Genomic DNA, 13,518 nt, shown 5'->3' with positions numbered 1-13,518 from the left:
GGTAAAAAGAAAATATTCAGCCTTTAAAATAAGTACTTTACAATGAATAATTTTAAAGAACTTCAACGTGACCATTTATAATCTTTATCTCCGTAATTTTATTTATGTTTCTGGGTTTTGATGGTAACTGTGTTATTCCAAACTATTACAATATCAAAAAACCAAAAAAACAAAAGTTTCATGCCTTTAAAGGAGGGATCGTTATTAAACGAAGACATGCCTTGGGGATGAACCGATTGAATATGCAAAAGCGCCGTTATTCGATGTACCGCAAGCATCTGCGCATTGCCACTATAGAAGGTGTACCCTCAACGATATTTACTACCCTGCTCGGGGGGCCCTTCCTGACAGGATTTTTGCTGTATCTGGGAGCGAGTTCGGCACAAATCGGCTTTGTTATTGCGCTGACTACGCTGGTTAATGTGGCGCAGGTCATTATCGCCTTTTTGCTGCAGCGCCTGAATACACGCAAATGGGTGCTCGTTCTGTTCACCATTCTGCAGCGGGTGCTGTGGGGAGCGACAGGGCTGGTACCATTTCTGTTCGAACGATCTTCATGGGTGAACTGGTTTATTATTCTTTATATCGCCGCTTTCCTGTGCAATGCGGTGATCGGTGTCGTCTGGGCTTCGCTGATCGGCGATATCGTACCGGGACGGCTAAGAGGACGCTATTTTGGTATTCGCAACACGATTCTCAACGCGCTCGGCAGTCTTACGTTGTTTGTCGGCGGGATTCTGCTGGATGCGGTACCAGGCGGACAGGGATTTTTGTTCCTGTACATCATCGTCTGGATCTGTGCGATTATCAATATCGGGGTTATTCTGTTTTATCCGGATGCGCCGTTTGAGCGTTCGACCGAGACCAAGTTTGTACCGATGCTGCGCCAGCCGCTGCATGACGGGCCTTTTATCAAGGCATCGCTGTTTCTGGCCGTCTGGCTGCTGTTGCAGACGCTGGTCGTTCCGCTGTACTCGTATGTCATGCTGGAAGTGCTCAAGGTCAGCTACTCAGTGACTACCCTCATGACCGTCGTACAGACGATGTTCATGATGCTCGGATTTTACTTCTGGGGCAATCTGAATGCACGGTTCAGCAACAAGACGCTGCTGTACTGGACGCTTCCGTTTATTGCGGCAGCATGCATGTCGTGGGGACTGCTGGCCTTTTTACCGGTAATTGTAGGTCTGCTGGTGATTCATATGCTGCTCGGTATCGGAATTGGCGGATTCAACCAACTGTCCTTTAACTTCATCATCGGGGATACGCCCAAAAATGCGCGTCCGATGTTTATCGCCGTCTATTCCGGGATTACCGGACTGGCTTCCTTTATCGGACCACTGGTGGGTGGACAGATCTTTGCCTGGATGAAGCCGATGCCATTCTGGGTACAGGCATATGGATTCCAGATGCTGGTCGGCGTCATGCTGATCCTGCTGGCGGTAACCGCCGGACGTCAGGTGCTCAAGGCACCATCTTCCGTACCGATCCAGCAGTACCGTGAAATGGAGGCCTGATCGGCTCGGGAAGAGGGCAGTCAGTACTCTGCCTTTTATCGGCAAGCTTGGCATATCGCAGCTGCAGTATTCTTCGCATCACTGCCGTACAGCGGTTGCCAAGCGGTCCGGTGCCCTTTAAAATAAGGAAAGTTAATGGTATTGCAATGCAGACTTCATAGAAGAAAAGAGGGCATATACAATGAGCAAACAACCGATTGCAACCGATCGCGCACCAGGAGCACTGGGACCGTATTCCCAGGCAATTGATACAGGCATGTTTATTTTTGCATCCGGCCAGCTCGGTCTGGATCCGGTCAGCGGAGACATGGCTGAAGGTGTACAGGAGCAGGCGCGTGTTGCCCTGCAAAATGTAACAGCCGTATTGGAAGCCGCAGGCAGCAGCCTGGATCAGGTCGTCAAAACGACTGTTTTCCTGCAGGATATGAATGATTTTGCAGCGATGAATGAGATCTACGGTCAATTTTTCCAGGAACCTTATCCGGCACGCAGTGCGGTACAGGTAGCCCGTCTGCCAAAGGATGCACTGGTAGAGATCGAAGTCATCGCGCTCAAGAAATAAGAGAACACCTATTTCAAATGGTCATGAGTCAATGACGAAATAAAACAAAAAGGGACACTGCCTGATCATGTGGCAGTGTCCCTTTTTTATTATGGGCTATCGGTTTTCAATCGTAGTGGAAAAGAGCCGACGAGCTTGGGCAAAAGATTCAATCCCTTGATTTGTTACGGACAAAGAAGATCCAGATCGCATATACAAACAGCAGTCCGGCAGCAATCAGTGCAGTCCAGTGAGTGGTCGGCAGATCGGGATGCTTCACGGCAATGGCGATATACGCCCAGACGAATACCAGCGGATAAATACTGTCCCGGAAACGGTAGCTGATGATGATCGCAAGCAGTGCACCAGCGACCAGACCAATGACTGACCAGACAGTCGGTGATAATCCAAAGCCGTCCCATTCATTTTTGTTCAGCGCGATTCCTGTATTCAGAATCGTAGCGACCGATACCCAGCCCATATAGGTGCTGTAAGGCAGCTTCACGAGCAGAATCTGTGCCATGGAGGGCTGCACAATTCGGCGTATGTGGAGATAGGGGATGATCAGGGTGACGAGCATCAGTGCGATCAGAAGTACGCCCCATTCCAGTTCGAGCGAATGCCAGAGCATTAGCCATCCCATATTACAGAGCGAGTTCAGGAACAGCCATGGACCAATCGCTTTGACCGATTCGCGGCTCTCATCCGTATTGCGGAACTGGTAAATGATAAACCCGATCAGTAGCACATAGATCAGCGACCAGATCGAAAAGGCATAACCTGCCGGAGTAATGTACAGTTCGTACTGATCCGAGATGTCGCCTGTGTCTCTTCCGAACAGGGTAAGCGCGCTTGCCATATAATTGACAATCAGCACACCGATAATTCCCAGCACATTGAGCCAGCGGTAGATATTCAATTTTGCCAAGAGTTTTTCCTCCTTTGATGGGATATGTAGTTGCAGACATTACAGTACTCTCTTTATATACCCGTAGATAGGCTGCTTGTAAAGGCTGACAGCAGATTATTTTGTGAACAATCCACTGTTTCTCCAACAATCAACTGCCAACCAGCCGGTATCCAACTGAAATGATTGCGTTTACAAAAAAAGACGAAGGAATGTCATCATTCTGACAATGTTTGGGTATATAACAATATATTGCGAATAAGAATATGGAAAAAGTCGATTATTAAAGGGGTTGGAAGCATGAATGATACCAGAGCGGCGCAGGCAACACGCCATGTTACCCGGACATCGGGCCAGCGCAAGCTGTCACAGTGGATTCAGCAGCTTGTATTTGTAGGACCCGCTACATTTTTCTTCATTCTCATTGTGATTATTCCTTTCTTCCTGGGCGTCTATTATTCCTTCACAGACTGGAACGGTATCTCCCGCCAGATCAATTGGATCGGAATTGAGAACTACACCCACATCCTCACCAAAGACCCCGATTTCCGTAACGCGTTCTGGTTCACCGTCAGATTCACCATTGTCGGCATTATCGTGACCAATTTGCTGGGATTTGTCCTTGCGTACTTACTGACCAAACCACTTCGCACGAGAAACATACTTAGAACGGTCTTCTTTATGCCGAACATGATTGGTGGTCTGCTGCTCGGTTTTATCTGGCAGTTTATCTTTATCCGTGGATTTTCCGCTGTTGGGGAAGCGACTGGCTGGTCGCTGTTCAACCTGCCGTGGCTCGGTGACCGGTCGACTTCCTTCTGGGGAATCGTAATTGTATTCGTCTGGCAGACAGCCGGCTATCTGATGGTCATCTACATCTCTGCACTTAACAATATTCCCAAGGATGTACTGGAATCGGCCGAGATCGACGGAGCGAGCCGCTGGCAGGTGATCCGCAATATTATCCTGCCGCTGATCATGCCTGCGGTAACAATCTGTCTGTTCCTGGCGATCTCCTGGGCGTTCAAAATGTTCGATCTCAACCTGGCGCTGACAGGGGGCGGACCGTTCAAGGCTACCGAATCGGTCGCACTGGATATTTACAATGAAGCCTTTACCAACAACCGTCTCGGACTGGGTACCGCCAAAGCGGTCATCTTCTTCGTAATCGTCGCCATCATTACCAGTATCCAGGTACGTGCTACCAAGAGCAGGGAGGTTGAAATGTAATGGACGTACAAAGCAAATACAGCGCCCGGACATTGATTCTGGAAATTGTCGTTATTTTGCTGGGACTGGTATTCCTGATCCCTTTTTACTTTCTGATTATTAACTCGGTCAAATCGTTCGGTGATATTCTGTCCAATTCGGCGTCCTGGCCGCAGCAGTTTGTATGGAGCAACTATGTGGAAGCATGGAAAGCGATCGACTTTCCTTCCGCCCTCAAGAACTCGCTGATCGTGACGATTGCGAGCGATCTTCTGCTGGTGCTGATCAGCTCGATGGCGGCGTACCAGATGGTGCGTCACCCGAGCCGATTCAATCGGATTCTGTACTTCGTCTTCGTCGCTGCGATGGTGATTCCTTTTCAATCGATCATGCTGCCGCTGATGGAGATGGCGAGCACCTATCGTCTGAATAACAGCATGATCGGTCTGATTATCAGTTATCTGGGTTTTGGAGCTCCGCTGTCAATCTTCCTGTTCCACGGCTTTGTCAAAAACGTACCGCTGGAAATTGAACAGGCGGCACGTGTCGATGGCTCCAACCGTTACGGCGTCTTCTTCCGGATTGTCTGTCCGCTCATGATGCCGATGTTTGTCACAGTCATTATTCTGAACACGCTGTGGATCTGGAATGATTACCTGCTGCCGTCCCTGATGCTGTCCAGTCCCGAGCTGCGCACGATTCCGATCGCGACGTACAGCTTCTTTGGCCAATATACCAAGCAGTGGGATATGGCACTGCCAGCGCTCGTGCTGGGTATCACGCCGATCATTATCTTCTTCCTGTTCCTGCAGCGTTACATTATCCAGGGCATCACTGCCGGATCGGTCAAAGGATAATACAGGCAATCATCCTGCAATAGACAGGGGTAGCGATGATCTTCATGGATTAGACAGTTCATGCATGATGAATATCCATAGATATGACAATCCATGTACGACCCGTGCACGATGCTTACAATATTGGAATAATGCTGCACAGCCCCAGCCAAGCCCAGAAAGACAGGAGGACCCCCAATGAAAAAGTTATGGCTTATCCCGCTTACCGTGCTGCTCAGCCTGTCGCTGCTGATCGCCGGATGCGGGAACCAGCAGGGCGGCAATTTGACCGCTGACGGCAAGAAGGTCATTCATATTTACCAGGGTAAAGTCGAGATTGCCGACGCCCTGAACAAGCTCAAAGCAGAGTACGAGAAAGAGCATCCCGATGTGGAGCTGGAGATTCAATCGGTCGGCGGTGGAGCCGATTATGCCGCCTCTCTCAAAGCTAAATTTGCGGCCGGAGATGAGCCGGATATTTTCACCAACGGCGGAGATGAAGAGATGAATCTGTGGCTGGAATACCTGGAAGATATGTCCGACCAGCCATGGGTCAAAAATATTGTGGATGGAGCGGCCGAGCAGATCAGCAAGGATGGTCATATCTACGGCCAGCCGAACGGTCTGGAAGGCTACGGATTTATTTACAATAAGGATATTTTCAAAAAGGTCGGCATTACGGAAGTGCCGACAACGATCGATGAACTGCGAGGTGCCTGCGAGAAACTCAAGGCAGCAGGCTATACCCCATTTTCCAACGGATTTCAAGAATGGTGGGTACTGGGCAACCATAACGTGACGATCCCATTTGCCCATCAGGATGATCCTAATGCGTTCCTGGAGCAGCTCGATAACGGGACGGCCCAGATTCCGGGAAATGTCAAGTTCGACGAGTGGCTCAATCTGTTCGATCTGATGGTCAAATACGGCAACGCGAATCCGTTGACTACCGATTACAATACTCAAGTGACCCTGTTTGCCAATGGCAAAGCCGCCATGATGCAGCAGGGCAACTGGACACAGGTACAGATCGATGGAATCAAGCCGGATATGAATATCGGTCTGATGCCGATGCCGATCAACAATAACAAGGAAGAGAATGACCGAGTCTATGTACGGGTACCGAACAACTGGGTCGTTAACAAAAATTCCCCGGTTAAAGAGGAAGCCAAAGAGTTCCTTAACTGGCTCGTCAGCTCGGAGACAGGCAAACGCTACATTACCGACGAATTCAAATTTATCCCGGCATTCAAAAATATTCCGACTTCCGATAAACAGCTCGGCCCAATCGGAGCCGATATTGTGAAGTACAACAATGAAGGCAAGATTCTGCCGTGGATTTTCCCGAAATTCCCGATGGGATTGAGCAAGGACTATGCGAGCACAATGCAGGCCTATCTGGCCGGCGAGCTGGATCGACAGGGCATGCTGCAGCAAATGCAGGAGCAGTGGGTCAATCTGCAGCTCCGCTAACCTATAAATTAGAAGGAATATTCAAGCAGCTGATGGAGCATTCCACGGCTGCTTTTTCTTTTTTTTGGCAAGTCTGCTGTCTACGGTATCCGATAAGAACGTGCTTGCCCTGTTTGTGAAACGATCATGGTTATCCGTAGTACTATCTTCATTTTTGTGAAATCAGCGTATGTACCAGCATAATCGCAAATCAGCGAGGAAAAAGCCTCTCCGCAGGGGTGATGATCTATATAATCCTGTTGTGCAAACGCTACCACAAATGCTATGATGCAAAATATCATGGATTTTCTACATAGCGGATTAAATGGGAGTTACATGGCTTATATACATTTATAATCGGCATGCTTTGTACTCTTATTGGGATCAGCGAAGACAGCATGTTATACAGCCAGCAAGTTCAGTCATTCGGCAATTCGTAGGTACCAGACCACCACACACATGGAGGGAATATACGATGATGAAAGATACGAGCGAAGCAATACACCCGGACAAGGTCGATGGACCAGCGGTCCAGGAAGTCTGGAGTTCATTTGGCCAGCTGAGAGAATGGAGAGAATATGACGGTGCCTATCTCTGTCATGGACAGAATGCCGGAGCTGCACTGGTATTTTTGTCGGATGCGGAATTCCGCTTTAAAGTATTCGGTGAAGGTGTACTCGATCTGTCGACGACAATCGCTGTACTGCCGCAAAGGGAAATCATCAGGCCGGACGTGGAAGAGAGCGAACAGGAACTTATTTTTCGTACATCGATGCTTGTCGTCACCCTCGATAAGCAAACGTTTGCACTAATCGTGAAAGATCATAAAGGCAACGAGATTGCCCATCAGGAGAGCATCAGCTGGACGCCGCGCGGAGCGACCAATGCGCTGTTTAATATGCAGGAAGATTCCCATTTCTATGGACTGGGCGAAAAGTCGAGCTTCCTGGATAAGCGTGGTGAGCGGTATACGATGTGGAATACCGATGTGTACGCTCCGCATATGCCGGAGATCGAAGCATTGTATGAATCGATTCCGTTGCTAATCCATATGCATCAGGGCTCCACCTACGGGATATTTCTGGACAATCCAGGTCGTTCGGATTTTGATATGCGCTCTCATGGAGTCGCTTACACGATTGGCTGCACGACCGGATCATACGATATTTATTTCATATATGGACCGGAGATCAAGGACGTGGTGAGCCGCTATACCGCTCTGACCGGACGGATCACGCTGCCTCCCAAATGGGCTTTGGGCTATCATCAGTCCCGGTACAGTTATATGGACCAGCAGGAAGTGATGGAGCTGGCATACAGTTTCCGCGAGAAAAATATCCCGTGCGATGTGATTTATCTGGATATTCACTATATGGATGAGTACCGGGTGTTTACTTTTGACAAGATTCGTTTCCCTGATCCGAAAGGCATGATCGCCGAGCTCAAGGAAATGGGTATTCGTATTATCCCGATCGTCGATCCGGGAGTGAAAAAAGATCCCAAGTACCGGATTTACCGGGAAGGGGTGCAGGAAGAGCATTTCTGCCGCCATCTGGAAGGGGATATTTATTATGGGAATGTATGGCCGGGCATCAGTGCTTTTCCGGACTTTACAGAGACCCGTACCGCCCAGTGGTGGGGCGATCATCATGCATTCTATACTTCGCTCGGAATCGATGGCATCTGGAATGATATGAATGAACCCGCTGTATTCAATGAGCTGAAGACGATGGACCCGGATGTGATGCATCTGAATGATGGTGATCCGATGACCCATGAGGAGATTCACAATCTGTACGGTATGCTAATGTCAAAGGCAACCTATGAAGGCATGAAGCAGCATATGAACGGCAGGCGTCCCTTTGTACTGACACGGGCCGGATATTCGGGTATTCAGCGGTATGCGGCGATATGGACTGGAGACAACCGCAGCTTCTGGGAGCATATGGCGATGGCGATGCCAATGATTCTGAATATGGGATTGTCCGGGCTGCCTTTTGCCGGACCGGATATTGGCGGATTCGCGCATCATACATCGGACCAGCTGCTGGTGCGCTGGACGCAGATGGGAGCCTTTTTCCCTTACTGCCGCAACCACTCGGCGATTGGGACGATACGACAGGAGCCGTGGTCGTTCGGCGAGCAGGTGGAAGATATTATTCGCGAGTATATCAGCCTGCGCTACCGATGGATGCCGCATCTGTACAATCTGTTCTATGAATCTTCCCGAACAGGCATGCCGATCCTCCGCCCGGTTCTGCTGGAATATCCAAGAGATCCGAAAGTGACTAATCTGTGCGACCAGTTCCTGCTCGGTCCGGATGTAATGATTGCGCCGGTGTACCGCCCGGATACCGATTGCCGTACGGTCTACCTGCCGGAAGGCATCTGGCATGATTACTGGACCGGCGAGCAGCATGAAGGCGGACGTCATATTCTGGCACCTGCTCCGCTGGATGTAATGCCGATGTATATTCGCGCCGGAGCGATTATTGCCGAAGGGGAGCTGCGTCAATATGCTGCCGACCACCGGATGGATGATGTGGTGACCTTCCATATTTATGGAGCGGAGGCGAAGGATTCGTTCCAGGCGGAATATACGCTGTATGAAGATGATGGCGAGACATTTGCTTACGAGAATGGCAAATACTCCAGACTGCATATCCGGGTGAGCGGTGAAGAGGGCGCACTGGCACTGTCGATCCGTTATATGGATGATGGCTATCAGGCGCAGCGCGAGCATCTGCGCTTTACACTCCGGCAGCCGGCATTCACGCCAGTTGGCATCGACCAGCTGGAGCGGATTACACTGGATGAACTGGCTGCAGGGCAGACCGGCTGGAGTCTGGATGACAGCAGCGGAGATATTCTGATCCAGATTCCGGATCGTCAGCTGGAACAGCTGATTCTGCGGGCGTAATTTATGGAATAAGGAAAGGCAAGGTTGAAACGAACGAAGAGCAGGCGGCCGGTACAATCGGCTGCCTGCTCTTTTTTTTCATATTCCTCCATGGCAAGTTTCTTTATGATACGCTGTATATACCTTTATAAGTAAACAATGGAATTTGTTAATGGGTACGTTGGATGGCATATAATTGGATATAACCGAGAGTTAGAGGGAAAGCTAACGATTTCTCTGAAAGTACACGATAACATTGTATATATCCTGGATACTACATAACACATTTAAGCTCATGGAGATGATCAATATGGAATCTTGCTGGATTGGTATAGATATAGGCGGCACCGGAATCAAGGGTGCACTGGTAAACGAACAGGGTCAGATGATTGAGCGGATGGAGCTGCCTACCCAGGCGGAGCAGGGAGCGGAATTTATCCTGAACCGAGTCCTCTATATTGCCAATGAATTGAAAAGCATTGTCTATGACAGTATCAAAAAACAATTCATTACCATCCATGGGATTGGTATCGGATCGGCAGGCCGGATCGACCGGGAAAAAGGAATCGTTATCGATGCGACCGATAATCTTCCCGGCTGGAAAGGGCTGCGCCTGGCGGAACGGGTCATGGAATCTACCGGTCTGCCGGTCTATACCGTTAACGATGCCCATGCAGCAGCAGCGGGAGAAGACTGGATCGGTGCGGCGGCGGTTATCCGCTCCTGGATTATGCTGACGATCGGTACCGGAGTAGGCGGAGCGCTGGTGCATTATGGAGAGATCATCTCTGGTCAGTACGGCGGAGCCGGAGAGCTGGGACACATGATTCTGCATCCCGGCGGTCTGCCATGCAACTGCGGCAAAAGAGGCTGTGTGGAGCAGTACATTTCCGGACGGGCACTCAACCGGATTGCTGCCGATTACCATGCAGGGTGGGGATTAGCCGATCTGATGGATGCCGCACGGGCAGGAGATGCAGAAGCGCGATACTTGCTGGATAACTGGATTAATGACTTTGCCAGTACCATTATTAATATTGATCAGATCTTTGATCCGCAGGCCGTTATTATTGGCGGGGGCGTTATTGTTACACGTGAAACATGGTGGCCGCTCCTGGTACAGCGTATTGATGAACTGGGCGGCAGACCGGTACTGCTGGAGCCGGCGCTGCTCGGCAATCAGGCAGGAATGGTCGGGGCTGCCCGGATTGCCATGCAGAATCACCGGATGAAAAAGTAAAAAAAGCAGGCAGATAAATTTCTGTCTGCTTTTTATTTGCGAATGGGCTGCAGGTGGTCGGATGAGAACGTGCAGATACAACAGTATGCTTTTTAAGATAATAAAAAAAGTAGCACAAAATAAACTGTAACCTATTAAGAAGGCAAACTTCCCCGGGGAATTTTTCGAGAGGCTGGCTTTGACGTGGACACTTTAGGCTCCAAACGGATTCAGGCGGCTTACCATCGGGTGGGAACTACTTGCAAGAAGAAGTGAATTATGGGCCTTGCAGATGCCAGAAAGCAGGCGTCCGGATGCCCTCTTACCCGTGAACTCAGCATAGAAGAACAAACGCCCGGTTGGAAACTAAGCTGGAATGGCTCGAAGTGGAGAACGAATTTTAAAAAAGCCCGAACAGCTCGGTGACTACGATCAAACGCATTTTATCAAGGATTTCAAAACGGTCGTTGGCGTGACGCCGGAGGCATACGTGCTGGATTCGCAGGCTTGAGACCCTCAGCCGCGATTCTGCCGGAACTGCTTGTTTGTCCATTCTGCATAAGACGGATGAGTGGCGAGCAGTTCTTGATGCCGTCCCGTGCCTGTAACTTCCCCGTACTCCAACACAACGATCTGATCGGCGTTCGTGATGGTCGAGAGCCGGTGCGCGATGACGACGGTCGTGCAATCTTGCATCAAATATTCCAAAGCTTTCTGTACCTCGTGTTCGGAGTCGCTGTCCAGACTGGCAGTCGCTTCGTCGAGCAGCAGAATGTCCGGCTTGCGCAGTAGAGCCCGCGCAATCGCAATACGCTGCTTCTGTCCGCCCGACAGGCGGATGCCTCTTTCTCCGACTTCTGTATCGTATCCCTTGGGCAGCGAAGCGATGAAATGATGGGCATACGCCTGTTTGCTCGCCTCGATGATTTCCTCTTCAGTGACTTCGTCCATACGTCCGTATACGATATTTTCCCGGATCGTACCGTGCACCAGTGGACTTTCCTGCGATACGTACCCGATCCTGCTCCGGAACGATGCGACGTCGAACTCGTCTATCGGCTGTTCGCCGTAAGTGATCAGTCCTTTGGCCGGCATATAAAACCGTTCGATCAGCGAAAACACGGTCGTTTTACCGCTGCCGCTGGGACCGACTAACGCAGTGACCTGCCCGGCACGCAGAGATAAATTGATCTTTTTCAAAATCGGCTCTTTGTAAGCATAAGCGAACTCCACGTCGCGAAACACCAGGTCGTACCGCTCGTCCGGCATCAGAAGTCCTCTGCCGTTCTGCTCGTCTTCGGTATCCGCTTCAAGAATAGGCTTCAGTCGATCGGCCGTTCCCGATACCTTCTGCAGGTTGGAGTAAAAGGTCGCGAATGTATTGATTGGAAGCATGATCTGGAACAAAAGCAGCACGAACGATACAAGCACGCCTGTACTCAAATCGCCGGAAGATACCCGCATGCCGCCATACGCCACAACAGCCGTAAGCAGCACGATCATGATCATGGACATCAGCGGGGACAGGATCGCGTAAATCTTTGATTCTTTCATGCTAAGCTGGAACAGATGATCCACTTTTTCGAAACCGTTTTTTTCTTCCCGCTTTTCGGCATTCGAGGATTTCACCAGCCGGATTTCTCCAATAACCTGGGTCAGTACGGCAGCAAACTGCGCCAACTGTTCGTACATCGTCATCGAAATTTTGTACATTTTGTTTCCGATGGGCATAATGATTGCGGCGCCTAGCGGAGCGGCAAGCAGAACGACGAGCGTCAAACGCCAGTCTAACCAGAACAGAATCGCCAGTGCGCCGATTACCGTGAGCAGGTTGGAGAAAAAAGAAATCAAATGTTCGGTAATCAGCGTCCGGATTTCGTCCGTATCCCTGCTGATTCGGCTCATTATGTCCGCCGATCGATGCCGATCAAAAAAGTGAACCGGCAGAGACAGCGTTTTAACCCACAACTGCTTGCGAAGCAGGGTTACCGTGTGGTTGCCCGCATACGCCAGCATGTAATAAGAAATGCCCGAAGTCAGTGCTTCCAAAATAAAAACACCTACCAGAAGGGCGATCAGGCCTGCATTGATGCCCCCTGTTGAAAATTGGTCGATAAAGTTTCCAGTCATCACCGGCCAAACCAAGCCTGTCAATGAAGAAACGATGCTCAGCAGTGCGGCGACACCCAACATCTTTTTGGGCATGCCGATCGTCATTATAAGATTGTACACGTAGCGAATCGTCGATTTATTTACGCGTCCGATCGGCTCTTTTTCGAATTCGTATTGCATTTTTTTGAACTCCTTCAATAATCTGTTGAATAATTCGACTCTCTTGCATGTTTTAGCGAATTTTTATGCCATTGAGCAGGGCATGGATCGCCTGGCGATAGAGCAGCCTTGGTTCTTCCAGAGAGTATCTGGATATTTCACCCAGTCCTTCAAACAGGGCTTCCAAAATGACGGCCAGCATATAAGAATTTCCTTGAGCCAACTCTCCTTTGGCCATATACTTTTCCAACATCTTTCTATTGAATTCAATATGGCTGGTCACATAAGCCTCCATGGCGTCTCTCACTTCATTGCTGCTTCCTTCTTCATCGAAAAACTCGTCTGCTGCCTTCGTTAAGGGATGGTTCAAATCACTGTCCAGCAGATATTCGACCAAAGCCAACAAAGTTTCTTCAACCGTCGTATACTGCTCTACCTTTTCCTCCCATTGCTCGACGTATTCCCGATCCCATTCCTTAAGCAAATAGATAAACAAACCTTCTTTATTGACGAAATGGTAATAAATACTACCTTTGCTAACCCCTGTAACCTTTACAATGTCTTCAACTGAAGTTCCTTTGTAACCTTTTTGCGCAAAAAGAGTCTTTGCCGCTTCAACTAACTTTGTTTGGGTTTCTTTGCTCTGAATTTGCTTTTTTTTCACTGA

General features: G+C 49.5%; 11 protein-coding genes. 8 read left to right on the top strand and 3 right to left on the bottom strand.

Features of this window, described 5'->3' with window-relative positions; all coding sequences use genetic code 11:
* The first annotated feature begins 227 nt into the window (after window positions 1-227).
* On the top strand, window positions 228-1,517 hold the full coding sequence (locus tag M1D61_RS19855) for an MFS transporter (protein WP_458120289.1): 1,290 nt from the start codon (window positions 228-230) through the stop codon (window positions 1,515-1,517).
* Window positions 1,518-1,698: 181 nt separating this feature from the next.
* Complete coding sequence (locus M1D61_RS19850; protein ID WP_017812556.1) at window positions 1,699-2,079, top strand: RidA family protein; 381 nt, start codon at window positions 1,699-1,701, stop codon at window positions 2,077-2,079.
* 148 nt (window positions 2,080-2,227) lie between these two features.
* Here the strand turns inward: M1D61_RS19850 and M1D61_RS19845 are convergent, their stop codons facing one another.
* Window positions 2,228-2,986, bottom strand: a complete 759-nt coding sequence (locus M1D61_RS19845) for a tryptophan-rich sensory protein (protein WP_458120288.1) — start codon at window positions 2,984-2,986, stop codon at window positions 2,228-2,230.
* Between the two features lie 279 nt (window positions 2,987-3,265).
* Between M1D61_RS19845 and M1D61_RS19840 the strand changes: the two genes are divergently transcribed.
* The 6 genes from M1D61_RS19840 to M1D61_RS19815 all read left to right on the top strand — a co-directional run bounded on the left by M1D61_RS19840 (window position 3,266) and on the right by M1D61_RS19815 (window position 11,091).
* Window positions 3,266-4,195 (top strand): carbohydrate ABC transporter permease, encoded by a 930-nt coding sequence (locus M1D61_RS19840; RefSeq protein ID WP_458120287.1) that lies wholly within the window; start codon window positions 3,266-3,268, stop codon window positions 4,193-4,195.
* A complete protein-coding gene (locus M1D61_RS19835) occupies window positions 4,195-5,031 on the top strand; it encodes a carbohydrate ABC transporter permease (protein WP_458120286.1) in 837 nt (278 codons plus the stop codon). The genes M1D61_RS19840 and M1D61_RS19835 overlap by 1 nt, the downstream gene beginning before the upstream one ends.
* A gap of 177 nt (window positions 5,032-5,208) precedes the next feature.
* Window positions 5,209-6,483 (top strand): ABC transporter substrate-binding protein, encoded by a 1,275-nt coding sequence (locus M1D61_RS19830; protein WP_458120285.1) that lies wholly within the window; start codon window positions 5,209-5,211, stop codon window positions 6,481-6,483.
* Between the two features lie 454 nt (window positions 6,484-6,937).
* On the top strand, window positions 6,938-9,382 hold the full coding sequence (locus M1D61_RS19825; RefSeq protein ID WP_458120284.1) for a glycoside hydrolase family 31 protein: 2,445 nt from the start codon (window positions 6,938-6,940) through the stop codon (window positions 9,380-9,382).
* A 289-nt stretch (window positions 9,383-9,671) separates the two neighbouring features.
* Window positions 9,672-10,601 carry an ROK family protein gene (locus M1D61_RS19820; protein ID WP_458120283.1) on the top strand — a complete coding sequence of 310 codons (930 nt, stop codon included), beginning with the start codon at window positions 9,672-9,674 and terminating at the stop codon, window positions 10,599-10,601.
* Between the two features lie 355 nt (window positions 10,602-10,956).
* Window positions 10,957-11,091 (top strand): hypothetical protein, encoded by a 135-nt coding sequence (locus M1D61_RS19815; protein ID WP_458120282.1) that lies wholly within the window; start codon window positions 10,957-10,959, stop codon window positions 11,089-11,091.
* Between the two features lie 5 nt (window positions 11,092-11,096).
* On the opposite strand, the gene M1D61_RS19810 is transcribed toward M1D61_RS19815, so the two are convergent.
* Window positions 11,097-12,872, bottom strand: a complete 1,776-nt coding sequence (locus tag M1D61_RS19810) for an ABC transporter ATP-binding protein (RefSeq protein ID WP_458120281.1) — start codon at window positions 12,870-12,872, stop codon at window positions 11,097-11,099.
* Window positions 12,873-12,924: 52 nt separating this feature from the next.
* The gene (locus tag M1D61_RS19805; protein ID WP_458120280.1) at window positions 12,925-13,515 is read right to left on the bottom strand and encodes a TetR/AcrR family transcriptional regulator; all 591 of its coding nucleotides are present in this window, start codon (window positions 13,513-13,515) and stop codon (window positions 12,925-12,927) included.
* Window positions 13,516-13,518 lie beyond the last annotated feature (3 nt).

This window comes from Paenibacillus sp. Z6-24, assembly GCF_054161335.1.
This window is presented reverse-complemented; position numbering and strand designations above follow the sequence as displayed.